This window comes from Burkholderia mycopellens, from assembly GCF_964265025.1.
GTDB lineage: Bacteria > Pseudomonadota > Gammaproteobacteria > Burkholderiales > Burkholderiaceae > Burkholderia.
The window spans coordinates 1004752-1019013 of sequence record NZ_OZ183802.1 but is presented as its reverse complement, the minus strand read 5'-3'; the positions used below and the strand labels follow the sequence as shown (position 1 = coordinate 1019013).

Genomic DNA, 14262 nt, shown 5'->3' with positions numbered 1-14262 from the left:
ACGGCCGACGAACGGGCCGTCGTCCGGTAGGCGGCCACTGGCCGCCGGCGCTCAGAACGGCAGCTTGACGTCCGGCTTCGCGGCCGTCAGTACGCGGCGGAAGTCCTCCTTGATGCGCTCGAGGCCTTCCTGCGTCTCCGACTCGAATCGCATCACGACGACCGGCGTCGTGTTCGACGAACGCGCGAGGCCGAAGCCGTCCGGGTACTCGACGCGCAGGCCGTCGATCGTCACGACTTCCTCGGCGCCGTCGAACTTCGCTTCCTTCTGCAGCTTGTCGATCAAGCGGAAGTTCTCGCCTTCGTCGAGCCAGAGCTGCAATTCGGGCGTGCTCATCGCGTCCGGCAGGCTGTTGAGCAGCGCGCTCGGATCGGCCGTCTTCGCGAGGATCTCGAGCAGGCGCGCGCCCGTGTAGAGACCATCGTCGAAGCCGTACCAGCGATCCTTGAAGAACACGTGGCCGCTCATTTCGCCGGCGAGCGGCGCACCCGTCTCACGCAGCTTCGCCTTCACGAGCGAGTGGCCCGTCTTCCACATCAGCGGCTCGCCGCCCTTCGACTTCACCCATTGCGCGAGGTGGCGCGTGCACTTCACGTCATAGATGATCTGCGCGCCCGGGTTGCGCGACAGCACTTCTTCCGCGAACAGCATCAGCTGGCGGTCCGGATAGATGATCTGGCCGTCCTTCGTGACGACGCCGAGGCGGTCGCCGTCGCCGTCGAACGCGAAGCCGATCTCGGCGTCGGTGTCCTTCAGCGCCTGAATCACGTCCTGCAGGTTTTCCGGGTGCGCGGGATCGGGGTGGTGGTTCGGGAACGTGCCGTCGATATCGGTGAAGCGCTCGACGAGCTCGCAGCCGAGCGCCTTGAACAGGCGCGTCGCGAGCGGGCCGGCCACGCCGTTGCCGGCGTCGACGACGAGCTTCATCGGGCGGGCCGGCTTGATGTCGCCGACGATGCGCGCGATGTATTGATCGGCCACGTCGAACTGTTCGTACGAGCCGTTGCCCGTCTCGAAACGCTCGTCGACGATGCGTTGGTACAGCGCCTGGATCTGCTCGCCGTAGATCGCGGCGCCGCGCAGCACCATCTTGAAGCCGTTGTAGTCGGGCGGGTTGTGGCTGCCCGTGACGACGATGCACGAATCGACGCGACGCTCGCCGCCCTTCAGCGCGAGCGGGACGTTCGCCGCGAAATAGCCGACCGGCGTGGGCACCATGCCGACGTCGACGACATCGACGCCCGCCGCACGCAGGCCGTCGGCCAGCGCGCCGACGAGGTCCGGACCGGACAGGCGGCCGTCGCGCGCGACGACGACCGCATCGCCGCCCTGCGCGCGCACTTCGCTGCCGAATGCCCGGCCGATCCCGCGCGCGGTGTCGGTGTCGAGCGTCTTGCCGACCACGCCACGAATGTCATATGCCTTGAAGATGGATTGGGAGATCATCGATTCTCTTCTCTCTCAGTTGCGTGCATGGAAAATTGTCTGGCCTGCGTGGCGGCCTCTCGCCGGTGCCGCGCATGATACATGCCTGGCCGGCACGGAGCGAAACCGCAGGTACGCAACGGCGGGAGCGACCCCGATCCCACTTATAATCGCGGGTTTCGATGACGCGCATGCCGCCCATTTTAATGCCTAGCCGTCCCGCCGCCGCCAACCTGCAGCCCCCGGGCGCCCTGCCGGCCGCCTTGCGCACACGCCGCTGCCGCGCATGCTGAAGCGCTTCGGCAACCCGGATGTCGCGAAGGCCGTCGCGAATCTCGTCTGGCTGGGGCTCGAACGGCTCACGCAGATCGGCGTCGCGATCGCGATCAGCGGCCTGCTGGCCCGTTATTTCGGGCCAGATGTGTTCGGCAAATGGCAGTATGCGAATACGCTCCTCCTGGTACTGGCGCCGCTCACCTGGGTGTGCGGCGCGGAAATCCTCGTCCCGACCATCGTCCAGCGCCCGCCCGCCCAGCTCGGCGCGGTGCTCGGCAGCGCCTTCGCGCTGCGCATCGCCGTCTCCGCCGCCGCGCTCGTCGCGACCTGGATCGCGATCGCCGCGGGCGCCTTCGATCCGCTGGTCGGCGCGATGCTCGCGGGCCTCGCGGTCACGATGGTGTTCCGCGAGCCTTTCGTCGGCGTCATCAACGCGTGGCTGCAGAGCATGACCTACAGCAAGCCGCAGCTCGTCACCAGCATGGTCACCGCGCTGGCGAAGGCGCTGCTCGTCTGGCTGCTGGTCCGCGCGGCCGCGGGCCCCGCCCGCTTCGCGTGGCTATGGGCGCTCGAGGCCGCCGCAATCGGCTTCGCGCTGCTGCTGTACTACCGGCATCGTAACGGCGGCGCGCTCGGCTGGACGTTCGACAAACCGCTGTTCAGGCACTTTGCGACGGCCGGCACCGTGTTCTGGCTCGGCCTCATCTGCATGTACCTGTTCCTGAAGCTCGACCGCCTGATGCTCGAGCGTCACGTATCGTTCGCCGATCTCGGCCGCTACTCGGCCGCGCAGCAGCTCAACGAGAACTGGATCACGCTCGCGCTGATGCTTGCGCAGACGATCGCGCCCGCCTTCGTCTACCGCGTGCAGGACGTCGCGCGGCTGCGCCGCAACATCGTCCGGCTGATCGCGATGACGGCCTGCCTGATGACGGCCGGCGCGCTCGTGCTCGACGCCGCCGCCCCGCTGATCGTCGGCAAGGTGTTCGGCCACGGCTACGAGGCGTCGGTCGACATCTTCCGCTGGGCGGTCTGGCTGTCGGTGCCCGCCGGCATCGAGGCGATAGGCAATCTTATCGTTCTCAAATATCAAGCAAAATTCGTGTTGCTGTCGAAATGGCTGCTCGCGTTGGCGATCGCCGCGCTCGTCAACCTGTTCGCGATCCCGCGGCTCGGCCTGTACGGCGCGCTCGTCGGGCTGGCGGCCGGCTATCTGGCCGCCGCCGCCGTCAATTTTTATTACATCCGTTTCAAGCTGCGACCATGACGTCCCCTGATTGCCCGACCCCGCTCGACGACGTGGCCGTGCTGATGCCGGCCTACAACGGGCACGACGACGTCGTTCGGACCCTCGCATCGTTTCGCGAGGACACGCCCGTGCACGTGCTGATCGTCGATGACGGCAGCACGCCGCCGATCGTCGCGCCCGACCTGCCCGGCCTCACGATCGACGTGCTGCGCATGCCGGTGAACGGCGGCATCGAGCGTGCGCTCGCGGCCGGCATCGACGCGCTCGCCGCGCGCGGTTTCCGCTATGCGGCGCGCATCGACGCGGGCGATCTCGCCGCGCCGCAGCGCCTCGCGAAGGAACGCGCGTATCTCGCCGCCCACCCGCGCGTGGCCTGTGTCGGCATGTGGACGCAGGTCGTGTCGCGCGCCGGCGAGCCGCGCTTCATGCTGACGCCGCCCGCCGATCCGCAGACGTTGCGCCGCACGCGCTTCCTGCGCTCGCCGCTCGTGCATCCTTCTGTGATGTTGCGCATCGACGCCGTGCGCGAAGTGGGCAACTATCGTGCAAAGTACCGCGCGGCCGAGGATCTCGATCTTTTTTTACGGTTAATGCAACGCTACGATTGCGCGAACCTGCCGGAACTCGGCCTCTATTACGAGTTGAACGAGGGCGGGATCAGTGCGACCAAGCGCCGGCGCCAACTGGTGTCGACGCTCACGCTGCTGCTGAGCCACTTCAACGTGCTGAACCCGTACGACTGGGCCGGCCTCGCCAAGAACCTGCTGCATTTCGTGACGCCGTACCGCACGCTGCAGCGGATCAAGCAGACGCTGTTCGCCGCGCGGCCGTCCGCGTGACGCCCATTCGGCGTATCCGGCATTTACGACGCTTTATTTATTCTTTTTTTCATGGCCGCCACCTCCCCGCTGCGCATTGCGCTCGTCTGCAACACGGCCTGGGCGATCTACACGTATCGCCACGGGCTGATCCGTGCGCTCGTCGCGCGCGGCGCCGAGGTCATCGTCATTGCGCCGCACGACCGCACGGTGCCCTTGCTCGAGCAGATGGGCTGCCGCTACGTAGCGCTCGCGGTCGCGTCGAAAGGCACGAGCCCGCGCGAGGATCTCGGCACGCTCGCCGCGCTGCTGCGTCACTACCGCGCGCTGAAGCCCGATCTCGTGTTCCATTACACGATCAAGCCGAACATCTACGGCTCGGTCGCCGCGTGGCTCGCGCGCGTGCCGTCGATCGCGGTGACGACCGGGCTCGGCTACGTCTTCATCCAGAAGAGCCGCGCGGCAAGCGTCGCGAAGCGCCTGTACCGGTTCGCATTCCGCTTCCCCCGTGAAGTGTGGTTCCTGAACCGCGACGATCTCGCGACCTTCACCGACGAGCAGTTGCTCGCGCACCCCGAACGCGCGCGGCTGCTGCACGGCGAAGGCGTCGATCTCGAACAGTTCGCGCCCGTGCCGCTGCCCGCTGGCGACGCGCCCGTCTTCATCCTGATCGGCCGGCTGCTGTGGGACAAGGGCGTGCGCGAATACGTGGAGGCCGCGCGCATCGTGCGCGCACGCTTCCCGAACGCGCGCTTCCAGCTGCTCGGGCCGCTCGGCGTCGACAATCCAAGCGCGATCGCCCGCGCGGACGTCGATGCGTGGATCGGCGAAGGCGTAATCGAATATCTCGGCGAGGCGCACGACGTGCGCCCGCATATCGCGGCGGCCGACTGCGTCGTGCTGCCGTCCTACCGCGAAGGCGTGCCGCGCACGCTGATGGAAGCGTCGGCGATGGGCCGCCCGATCGTCGCGACCGACGTGCCGGGCTGCCGCGACGTCGTCGCCGACGGCGAAACGGGCTTCCTGTGCCGCGTGCGCGACAGCGGGAGTCTCGCGGAGCAGTTGCTCCGCATGATCGAACTCGGAACGGCCGGCCGCGACGCAATGGGCGCACGCGGCCGGCAGAAGGTTACGGTGGAATTCGACGAGCAGCAGGTCGTCGAACGCTACCGGCGTACCATTCATTCGTTAACCGGCATCCCCCTCTGAAGGAGCGCATCCGCAATGACCGCTAAAGGCACCATCCTCGTTACCGGTGGCGCGGGCTACATCGGCTCGCACACGGCCGTCGAGCTGCTCGACAACGGCTACGACGTCGTGATCGTCGACAACCTCGTCAACAGCAAGGCCGAATCCGTGCGCCGCATCGAGCGGATCACAGGCAAGACGCCCGCGTTCCATCAGGTCGACGTGTGCGACGAAGCCGCGCTCGGCAAGGTATTCGACGCACACCCGATCACCGGCACGATCCATTTCGCGGCGCTCAAGGCCGTCGGCGAATCGGTCGCGAAGCCACTCGAGTACTACCAGAACAACCTCGGCGGCCTGCTTGCCGTGCTCAAGGTGATGCGCGAGCGCAACGTCAAGCAGTTCGTGTTCAGCTCGTCCGCGACCGTGTACGGCGTGCCCGAGCGCTCGCCGATCGACGAATCGTTCCCGCTGTCCGCGACGAACCCGTACGGCCAGTCGAAGCTGATCGCCGAGCAGATCCTGCGCGATCTCGAGGTTTCCGACCCGTCGTGGCGAATCGCCACGCTGCGCTACTTCAACCCCGTCGGCGCGCACGCGAGCGGGCTGATCGGCGAGGATCCGGCCGGCATCCCGAACAACCTGATGCCGTATGTCGCGCAGGTCGCGGTCGGCAAGCTGGAAAAGCTGCGCGTGTTCGGCTCCGACTACCCGACGCCGGACGGCACGGGCGTGCGCGATTACATCCACGTCGTCGATCTCGCGAAGGGCCACATCGCCGCGCTCGATGCGCTGGCGAAGCGCGATGCGAGCTTCGTCGTCAACCTGGGCACCGGCCAGGGCTACAGCGTGCTGGAAGTCATACGCGCGTTCGAGAAGGCATCGGGCCGCCCGGTGCCGTACGAACTCGTCGCACGCCGCCCGGGCGACATCGCCGAGTGCTACGCGAACCCGCAGGCCGCGGCCGACATCATCGGCTGGCGCGCGACGCTCGGCATCGAGGAAATGTGTGCCGATCACTGGCGATGGCAGGAGGGGAACCCGCGCGGTTTTGTATAATCCGCTGTCCATTTTTCGAGCGATCCCATGCTCAGCTTCGCGTCCGGCTTCATCGTCTCCCTGCTCGTCACGCTGTTCATCGTGCGCTACGCGCACCTTCACGAGAAATTCTCGATCGACAGCGACCTGGCCGGCGTGCAGAAATTCCACGTGCGGCCCGTGCCGCGGGTCGGGGGCATCGGGATCCTTGCCGGGGTCGTCGTTGCCGCGCTGGTGCTGTCCCGGCGCTACCCGACGATCGCCGGCAGCATACTCGGCATCGCCGCCTGCGGGCTGCCGGCGTTCCTGTCCGGCCTCGTCGAGGACCTGACCAAGCGCGTGTCGCCGCGCGCGCGGCTGCTCTGCACGATGGGTGCGGCCGCACTGGCGTTCTGGCTGCTCGGTATCGCGGTCAAGCGCATCAGCGTGCCGCCGCTCGATTTCCTGCTCGGCTACGTGGCCATCTCCGCGTTCATCACGGTGCTCGCGGTGGCCGCGCTGGCGAACGCGATCAACATCATCGACGGGTTCAACGGACTCGCGTCGATGGTCAGCTTCATGATGTTCGCGTCGCTTGCGTACGTCGCGTTCCAGGTTGGTGACCCGGTCGTCATGTCCGCGTCGATCATCATGATGGGCGCCGTGCTCGGCTTCTTCCTGTGGAACTTCCCGGCCGGGCTGATCTTCCTCGGCGACGGCGGCGCGTATTTCATCGGCTTCATGCTCGCGGAACTCGCGATCATGCTCGTGATGCGCAACCGCGAGGTGTCCGCGTGGTACCCGGTGCTGCTGTTCATGTACCCGATCTTCGAGACCTGCTTCTCGATCTACCGGAAGAAATTCATCCGCGGAATGTCACCCGGCATTCCGGACGGCGTGCACCTGCACATGCTCGTGTACAAGCGGCTGATGCGCTGGGCCGTCGGCACGAAGCACGCGCACGACCTGACGCGCCGCAATTCGCTGACATCGCCGTACCTGTGGCTGCTGTGCCTCGTCGCGGTAATACCCGCGACGCTGTTCTGGCGGCACACGGTGCATCTGTTCGTGTTCGTCGTGCTGTTCGCGCTGACCTATGTGTGGCTGTACCTCAGCATCGTGCGGTTCAGGGCGCCGAGGTGGATGGTGGTGAGGAAGCATCGGCACAGTCGCTGAACCGTCGGCAGCCGCACATGAAAAAAGCGCCCCTCGGGGCGCTTTTCTTTTGGACCGGCTGGCCTCCGCGTGGCGACGCAACGACCTCGGCGTCAGCGGTTCGACGCGACCCGAACGCTCTTCAGCGCCGGAACAGCGGCCGTCTGATACTCGGGCACCCAGCGCCGCAAGTCGCGCCGCACTTCGTCGTCGGACAGCACACGATGCTGCATCAGCCACGGCAGCAGCTCGTCGAGGAAATTGTCCGGCACTTCCCGCGCCCGCGCGATCCGCAGCTTCGGATGCGGGGTGCGCGTCGTCGCCTCGTCGTCCGCAAGCAACTCCTCGTAGAGCTTTTCGCCCGGCCGCAGCCCGGTGAACTCGATCCGGATCTGCTCTTCCGAGAAGCCGTACAGGCGGATCAGATCGCATGCGAGATCGACGATCTTCACCGGCTCGCCCATGTCGAGAATGAAGATCTCGCCGCCATGCCCCATGCTCGACGCCTGCAGCACGAGCTGCGACGCTTCCGGGATCGTCATGAAGAAACGCGTGATCTCCGGGTGCGTGACCGTGACCGGACCGCCCTTCGCGATCTGCTGCTGGAACTTCGGAATCACGCTGCCGGCGCTGCCGAGCACATTGCCGAACCGCACGGTCTCGAACTGCGTACGCCCGCTCGTCTGCTGCAACGCCTGGCAGGCCATTTCGGCGAGGCGCTTGCTTGCGCCCATCACGTTGGTCGGATTGACGGCCTTGTCGGTCGAGATCAGCACGAAATGGCGCACGTCATGGCGGATCGCCGCCCGCGCCACACGATACGTGCCGAGCACGTTGTTGCGCAGCGCCTGCCATGCGTTGTGGTCTTCCATCAGCGGCACGTGCTTGTAGGCGGCCGCGTGAAACACGATGTGCGGTGCATGGCGCGACATCACGTGGTCGAGCAACAGTGAATCCTTCGCGTCGCCGATGATCGGCAGGACCGGGAGGTCGGGGAAGCGCTCGCGCAGTTCCTCGGTCAGCCGGTACATCGCGTACTCGGACAGGTCGAACGCAACGAGTTGCGCCGGCGCGAAGCGCAGGATCTGCCGGCACAGCTCGGAGCCGATCGACCCGCCCGCGCCCGTCACCATCACGACGCGGCCGCGCAGCAGCGCCTCGACGTGCGGCGTGTCGATCGTCACGGCATCGCGGCCGAGCAGATCCTCGAGATCGATGTTCCGCACCTGCGACAGGAAGGCCTGCCCCGGCATCAGCGCGGTCAGCGACGGCAGCACCATCGCCTTCACGCCGGCACGCACGCACAGCGTCGCGACGCGACGCTGTGTCTCGACCGACGCCGACGGAATCGCGATGATCGCGTATTCGACCTTCATTGCGTCGGTCCAGTGCTTGAGGTCGTTGAACGAGCCCAGCACCTTGTAACCGTAGACCTCGCGACCCTGCTTGGTCGCATCGTCATCGAGCAGGCCGACGAGGCGCCATTCGCCCGAGCGCGACAGTTCACGCGCGAGGTTCGCGCCGGCCGTGCCGGCGCCGAGCACCAGCACCGGCTTGCCCTTCCCGACGAGCCCGCCGTACAGGTAGTACTCCTTCGTCGCACGATACAGCGCACGCGCGCCGCCCATCGCGAGGAACAGCATCAACGGCGACACGAGCAACACCGAGCGCGGAATGATCGGCTGCGGCTGGAACATCACGGCGCCGATCATCACGATCACGCCGCCGCCTGCCACCGCCTTCGAGATGCGCATCAGGTCGGGCAGGCTCGCGAATACCCACAGCCCGCGATACAGGCCGAAGCAGTGGAACATCAGCGCGTAGACAGGCAGCACCCAGACGAGCGCCGCCAGCGCACCGCCCAGGAAATCATGCGGAACGCCACCGTTGAAACGAACGAGATAGGCGAACAACCACGCGGCAACAACCGCCGTCAGGTCGAACAGGAACGCACTCAATGACAGCCAAGATGCTTTGGATCGCAACATCGGCGGGAGACCTCAAGAATTGTTTTCGGCGGCCGGTCCAACCCGGCGCCAGCGTGCGTCGATCACGCATCCGATACACGCAAGAACGCCGCACCAGGCGACGCACAGCCCCCACTGCTGCATTGCCGGGCGACTCAATGCCCACAGGGCCAGAATTATGCCCCCGAGCATCACGAGGTACCAGCAGATAGCCGTCCGCCGGTGACCGACGCCCGAGCGGACCATCCGCTGATAATAATGCTCGCGGTGCGCCTGCCAGAACTTTTCTCCGCGTAACAAACGTCTCAGCAAGGTTACAGATGCATCGGCAATAAAGGGCGAGAACACCATAATCGGAAACCAGACGGGCCAGACGCCACTGCGCCAGCCCCAGTAGCCGAACGCGCCGGCCATGAAGCCGAGCGGGATCGAACCGGCGTCGCCGAGAAACAACCGCGCGGGATGGAAATTCAGCAGGAGAAAGCCAAGCGACGCGCCGGCAACCGCCGCGCCGCCCGCCAGCAGGCCGGGCGACGGTTGCGCACCGAGCAGCGCCGCAGCGGCCAGTGCACCGAATCCGAAGACCGCCATCCCGCCGGCCAGTCCGTCGGAGCCATCCATGAAGTTGTAGAGGTTGGTCAGCCAGACCATCGCAAAGCCGGCTGCGACCAAGGCCCACCACGGCGCATCGACCGGATACGCGACCACCAGCACGGCCACCGCCAGAACATGCACCGTGAAGCGGACCCGGGCAGGCAGCCCGCGGCGATCGTCGATCTGCGACATTGCCGCCAGGCCGGCGGCGCTCACGGCGATCAGCCACAGTTCCGGCGCCAGCCACCCCAAGGCGATCACGGAGACCGGGACGATGCCCCAGCCACCGACGCGTGGCGTGGGAAGCGTGTGAAGCGAACGATCATTCGGAATGTCGGTGGCGAGCCGCCATGCGAGTCCGGTCGCCAGCAGCGTGCGCAGGATCGCGGCCGAAACAGCGCCGGCGACCAGCCCCACCACCACCGCCGCCGTCCACGTCGTTATTGCGAGGTGCATGTGTTTATCGTCGAGTATCGCGCGAACGATACCACACGGCTGTCGCATCGAGCCCCGCTTCGGTCGTATGCGGCGGCCGCCAGCCGAGCACGTCGCCGATGCGGCTGGTATCAAGCCGCAAATCGGACGTCAACCGCTCGATCGCACCGCGCCGCCCCGTCAGCACGCCAACCAGCCGCAACGCCGCGACCGGAACCGGAAACAGCCGGGCACGCTTGCCGAGCGCAGCGCCCGTCATGCGCAGCAACCCGGGCACGGTCGGCGGATCATCATCGGCGACGTGAAAGCAATCGTCGGCGGCACGAGAATCGATTGCGCATCGCAGCAATGCATCTGCGAGGTTGCCGACGTAGACGAGACTGCGGCGGGCCGGAATGGCGCAAAGCGGAAGCGGTACGCCCTTGTCTACCGCCCGCATCAATGCGAGAAAGTTGGCCCCGACGCCCGGACCGTAGACGAGCGGCGGCCGGACGATGGTCACGGCGAGACCGTGACTGCGGCCAAACGCCTGTAAAGCCGCTTCCGCCTCGAGCTTGGACACGCCATATGGATCGGCCGGTGCCGGCGGATCGTTCTCGCGCCACGGTCTGCCCGGCTCCGTCTCGCCCAGCGCCTTGATACTGCTGACGAATACGAAGCGGCGCGCACCGGCCCGCGAAGCGGCGCGCGCCGCATTCAACGCACCGTCGACGTTCACCGCGCGGAACGCTGCGAGCGGATCGGCGGCCTGGTCATGCATCACGTGGACCCGGGCCGCAAGATGGATGAATGCATCGCACGGGCCGATCCGCTCATCTGCATCCTCCGCGATGCCCGCGAAATTGTCGTCGCCGATCACGCACTCTCGTGCCCCCGGGTAGCAGGTCCCGGGACGACGTACAAGCGCGACCACCTCGTGCCCGCGGCCGACCGACAACTCGCTGACGGCCCGCCCGACAAATCCATTCGCACCGCTAATCACGATTCGCATATCACCCATCCACTCATTCGTCCGTTCGGTTTACCGCACAACCGCAATGTGCAGTCGCCAGTCAGCATTCATGCGCCCAGCGAACGGTAAACACCGCAAGTCTTCTCCACCGTCGACGCCCACGTGAACTCCGCCGCCCGCAGCAGCCCTTTCGCGGCCAGTGCTCCGCGCAAGGCGTCATCGTCGGCCAGGCGCGCGAGCCCGTCGGCGATCGCATCGACCTCGCGGGGATCGACCTCCAGCGCCGCGCCGCCCGCCACCTCCGGAAGCGACGTCACGTTCGACGTCAGTACCGGCGTGCCGCTCGCCATGGCCTCGAGCACCGGCAGGCCGAAGCCTTCGTAGAGCGACGGATACGCAAACAGCACCGCGGACGCAAACAGGCAAGCCAGATCGTGACGCGATACGTAGCCGGGCACGATCACTTGCCGAGCCTCGACGAGCGGTGCGATCGCACGCATCAGCGTCGAATTCATCCAGCCGTCGGCACCGACCAGCACGAGCGGAAACGCGTCGCGCACGCCGCCCGGCAATCGGCTGAAGGCCTCGACTAGACGCGGCAGGTTCTTGCGCGGCTGCAAGGTGCAAACCGACAGGATGAAACCGCGACGGCGCAGGCCGTGCGTCGCCAGCGCAGCCTGGCATTCCGCCGCGTCGTACGGGCGGAACGACGGCTCGACGCCAAGGTGGATCGCGACGACCTTCTCGTCCGGCAGTCCGAATAGGTCGTGAATCGCCTGCTTCGTGTAGTCGCTCACCGCAATCACCGCCTGCGCCTGCGCAAGCGTGCGCGGCAAGCCTTCGTCAAGATACCTGACGGCCTCGCGCGGATGGAATTCCGGATACGGCCGGTGCGACAGGTCGTGAATCGTCACGATCGTCGGCCCGCGATAGCGGGACGCGATGAAATTGGTTTCGTGGTACAGGTACCCGCGGCGCGCGAAGTCGTCGCGCAGGCTTGCAGACGAACGATCGCGCAAGAAGGTGCGTGCCTGATACGCGCCGGGAATGTTGCGCGCGATGCGGATTGCGGCGGCCGTCGGCCCGCGCGTGGTACGCGCCACGTTCGCAGGCGCAGCGTCGTCCCGCAGCAGCGCCTGCAGTTCGTCACCTTCGTGGACAGCCGCGCCAGCCCATCCGGCAAGCGCGTCGACATCGGGCCGCTGCCACAACCCCTCAAGCAGATGCTGCGTGTAATAGCCGACGCCGCTACGCGGCGGCCGCAGGGAATTCAGGTCAAAAAGCAACTTCATGCAGTCGACGCACAAGCGAAGGATGGAAATCGGCGATGGACCGGTAGGCCGTCGCGCCGCGGGGAACGCCCCAGCCGGTTCGAAGGTGGGCCGCCGGCGCCGGCGGAGCCGTCTGAAGAGGGTATCGCACCCGCATGCAGCGTCGGGGCACGGCGGCGGCGGCCGGCCCGGCCGACGTCCCGTCAGGGCGCCGGTATAAAAGTGGCGTCATTATGCCGACAAACACCGACAAAGACCATGCTCGCTGCCCATGCCGGTGCGCCGGAGAAATAATGGGGAGCATCCAGTCGAAAACGGTGAAAATTCGGTAACCATATGTACTGAGTGTACTGAGGCCGATTTCTGGGGCGACGAAATCGGCTAAAATCGTCGTTTGGCTTACTGAATGGCGCCGCTCAGTCTCATGAACATCATTCCTGTCATCATCTGCGGGGGCGCAGGCACCCGCCTCTGGCCGGTGTCCCGCGAAGCGTTTCCGAAGCCCTTGCTCAAGCTGGCCGACGGCCAGTCGCTGCTTCAGAAAACCTATCTGCGCGCTTGCGGCATCCCCGGCGTCGACGAAGTCCTCTTCGTGACCAATCGCGATACGTACTTTCTGACGAAAGACGACTGCACGGAAGTCCGGCAGCGCGACGTGCGGATGGGCTTCGTCCTCGAACCCGTTTCCCGCAATACGGCCGCGGCAATCGAGGCAGCGGCGGCCGTCGTGCGCGAACGGCACGGACCGGAAGCGGTCATGCTCGTGATGCCCGCCGATCACCTGATCAATGATCTCGACGCGTTCAACGCGGCGGTTCTGCAAGCCACTCAGGCAGCAGCGGCCGGCAAGGTCGTCGCATTCGGCGTGAAGCCCACGCGTGCAGAAACGGGCTTCGGCTACATTCAGTACGAACAGGGCGGCGATACCGCCAGCGTCTACGACATCGTGAGCTTCGTCGAGAAGCCGAATGCAGAAGTCGCAGCGCGGCTCGCGGTCGACGGCAAGCACGCATGGAATGCCGGCATCTTCTGCTTCGCGGCCCAGACGATGCTCGACGAAATGGAAGTCCATGCACCGGAAGTCGCAGGCCCCGTGCAGCAGGCAATCCCTGCCGGCAGCTGGTCGAGCGTCAACGACGACTATGCAGTCGAGTTGACGAGTGCCGAATTCGGTACGGCAAAGGACATCTCGATCGACTACGCAGTCATGGAGCGTACGGACCGCGCAGCCGTGGTGCCGTGCGACATCGGCTGGAGCGACATCGGCTCGTGGCTTGCGATCAGCGACCTGACTCAGCCCGACGAGCACGGCAACCGGATCGAAGGCACGGCGCTGCTGCACGACACGTCCAACTGCTATTTCCGCTCCGACGAGCGGACGATCGGCGCCGTCGGCATCGAAGATCTGGTTGTCGTCGATACGCCCGACGCACTGCTGATCGCGAAACGCGACCGCGCGCAGGACGTCAAGCAGATCGTCTCTCAATTGAAGCTTTCGAATCACGACGCCTATCGGATTCACCGCACCGTGCACCGCCCGTGGGGTACGTATACCGTGCTCGAGGAAGGCGACCGCTTCAAGATGAAGCGCATCGTCGTGAAGCCAGGCGCGTCGCTTTCGCTGCAGATGCACCATCACCGCAGCGAGCACTGGATCGTGGTGCGCGGTTGCGCCGACGTGGTCAATGGCGAACAAGTCATTTCGCTGCAGCCGAACGAGTCGACCTACATCCCGGCCGGTCACAAGCACCGCCTGATCAATCCGGGTGTCGTGGACCTGATTCTGATCGAGGTGCAGTGCGGCGAATACCTCGGCGAAGACGACATCGTTCGCTTCGAGGATGTCTACGGTCGTGCGCCTGCCGCCTGATCGCAGAGCGACAGAAAAATCCGGGGCGGCACAACCGCCCCTTCC

General features: G+C 66.1%; 11 protein-coding genes. 6 read left to right on the top strand and 5 right to left on the bottom strand.

What is annotated here, in order from left to right; translation table 11 throughout:
- Positions 1 to 51 precede the first annotated feature (51 nt).
- A complete protein-coding gene (locus ACPTTC_RS04695) occupies positions 52 to 1446 on the bottom strand; it encodes a phosphomannomutase/phosphoglucomutase (protein ID WP_423391711.1) in 1395 nt (464 codons plus the stop codon).
- A gap of 265 nt (positions 1447 to 1711) precedes the next feature.
- On the opposite strand from ACPTTC_RS04695, the gene ACPTTC_RS04690 reads away from it, so the two are divergent.
- Genes ACPTTC_RS04690 through ACPTTC_RS04670 form a run of 5 tightly spaced genes read left to right on the top strand, consistent with a single transcriptional unit; the run spans position 1712 to position 7149 of the window.
- Positions 1712 to 2968, top strand: a complete 1257-nt coding sequence (locus ACPTTC_RS04690; RefSeq protein ID WP_175951539.1) for a lipopolysaccharide biosynthesis protein — start codon at positions 1712 to 1714, stop codon at positions 2966 to 2968.
- Positions 2965 to 3789, top strand: a complete 825-nt coding sequence (locus tag ACPTTC_RS04685) for a glycosyltransferase (protein WP_226195529.1) — start codon at positions 2965 to 2967, stop codon at positions 3787 to 3789. Before ACPTTC_RS04690 ends, ACPTTC_RS04685 begins: the two co-directional genes overlap by 4 nt.
- A gap of 51 nt (positions 3790 to 3840) precedes the next feature.
- Positions 3841 to 4977, top strand: coding sequence for a glycosyltransferase family 4 protein (locus ACPTTC_RS04680; RefSeq protein ID WP_423391710.1), 1137 nt, complete (start codon positions 3841 to 3843; stop codon positions 4975 to 4977).
- Between the two features lie 15 nt (positions 4978 to 4992).
- Positions 4993 to 6015 (top strand): UDP-glucose 4-epimerase GalE, encoded by a 1023-nt coding sequence (galE, locus tag ACPTTC_RS04675; protein WP_423391709.1) that lies wholly within the window; start codon positions 4993 to 4995, stop codon positions 6013 to 6015.
- A gap of 27 nt (positions 6016 to 6042) precedes the next feature.
- On the top strand, positions 6043 to 7149 hold the full coding sequence (locus ACPTTC_RS04670; RefSeq protein ID WP_423391708.1) for an MraY family glycosyltransferase: 1107 nt from the start codon (positions 6043 to 6045) through the stop codon (positions 7147 to 7149).
- Between the two features lie 92 nt (positions 7150 to 7241).
- Here ACPTTC_RS04670 and ACPTTC_RS04665 read toward each other — a convergent pair whose 3' ends face one another.
- The 4 genes from ACPTTC_RS04665 to ACPTTC_RS04650 form a co-directional block, all read right to left on the bottom strand.
- The gene (locus ACPTTC_RS04665) at positions 7242 to 9116 is read right to left on the bottom strand and encodes a polysaccharide biosynthesis protein (protein ID WP_423391707.1); all 1875 of its coding nucleotides are present in this window, start codon (positions 9114 to 9116) and stop codon (positions 7242 to 7244) included.
- A 12-nt stretch (positions 9117 to 9128) separates the two neighbouring features.
- Complete coding sequence (locus ACPTTC_RS04660; protein WP_423391706.1) at positions 9129 to 10145, bottom strand: MraY family glycosyltransferase; 1017 nt, start codon at positions 10143 to 10145, stop codon at positions 9129 to 9131.
- Positions 10146 to 10149: 4 nt separating this feature from the next.
- Positions 10150 to 11115, bottom strand: a complete 966-nt coding sequence (locus tag ACPTTC_RS04655; RefSeq protein WP_423391705.1) for an NAD-dependent epimerase/dehydratase family protein — start codon at positions 11113 to 11115, stop codon at positions 10150 to 10152.
- Between the two features lie 68 nt (positions 11116 to 11183).
- Entirely contained in the window at positions 11184 to 12368 is a 1185-nt protein-coding gene (locus tag ACPTTC_RS04650; RefSeq protein ID WP_423391704.1) for a glycosyltransferase family 4 protein, read from the bottom strand.
- Between the two features lie 403 nt (positions 12369 to 12771).
- Here ACPTTC_RS04650 and ACPTTC_RS04645 point away from each other — a divergent pair, with 403 nt between their 5' ends.
- Positions 12772 to 14217: a mannose-1-phosphate guanylyltransferase/mannose-6-phosphate isomerase gene (locus ACPTTC_RS04645; protein WP_423391703.1), complete on the top strand. Its 1446-nt coding sequence runs from the start codon at positions 12772 to 12774 to the stop codon at positions 14215 to 14217.
- Positions 14218 to 14262 lie beyond the last annotated feature (45 nt).

What these genes read in the sequence shown, in the direction of transcription:
- ACPTTC_RS04645 (WP_423391703.1), top strand. Translation starts at nt 12,772, where the DNA reads ATGAACATCATTCCTGTCATCATCTGCGGGGGCGCAGGCACCCGCCTC.
- ACPTTC_RS04695 (WP_423391711.1), bottom strand. Translation starts at nt 1,446, where the DNA reads ATGATCTCCCAATCCATCTTCAAGGCATATGACATTCGTGGCGTGGTC.
- ACPTTC_RS04655 (WP_423391705.1), bottom strand. Translation starts at nt 11,115, where the DNA reads ATGCGAATCGTGATTAGCGGTGCGAATGGATTTGTCGGGCGGGCCGTC.
- ACPTTC_RS04670 (WP_423391708.1), top strand. Translation starts at nt 6,043, where the DNA reads ATGCTCAGCTTCGCGTCCGGCTTCATCGTCTCCCTGCTCGTCACGCTG.
- ACPTTC_RS04650 (WP_423391704.1), bottom strand. Translation starts at nt 12,368, where the DNA reads ATGAAGTTGCTTTTTGACCTGAATTCCCTGCGGCCGCCGCGTAGCGGC.
- galE (WP_423391709.1), top strand. Translation starts at nt 4,993, where the DNA reads ATGACCGCTAAAGGCACCATCCTCGTTACCGGTGGCGCGGGCTACATC.
- ACPTTC_RS04685 (WP_226195529.1), top strand. Translation starts at nt 2,965, where the DNA reads ATGACGTCCCCTGATTGCCCGACCCCGCTCGACGACGTGGCCGTGCTG.
- ACPTTC_RS04680 (WP_423391710.1), top strand. Translation starts at nt 3,841, where the DNA reads ATGGCCGCCACCTCCCCGCTGCGCATTGCGCTCGTCTGCAACACGGCC.
- ACPTTC_RS04690 (WP_175951539.1), top strand. Translation starts at nt 1,712, where the DNA reads ATGCTGAAGCGCTTCGGCAACCCGGATGTCGCGAAGGCCGTCGCGAAT.
- ACPTTC_RS04660 (WP_423391706.1), bottom strand. Translation starts at nt 10,145, where the DNA reads ATGCACCTCGCAATAACGACGTGGACGGCGGCGGTGGTGGTGGGGCTG.
- ACPTTC_RS04665 (WP_423391707.1), bottom strand. Translation starts at nt 9,116, where the DNA reads ATGTTGCGATCCAAAGCATCTTGGCTGTCATTGAGTGCGTTCCTGTTC.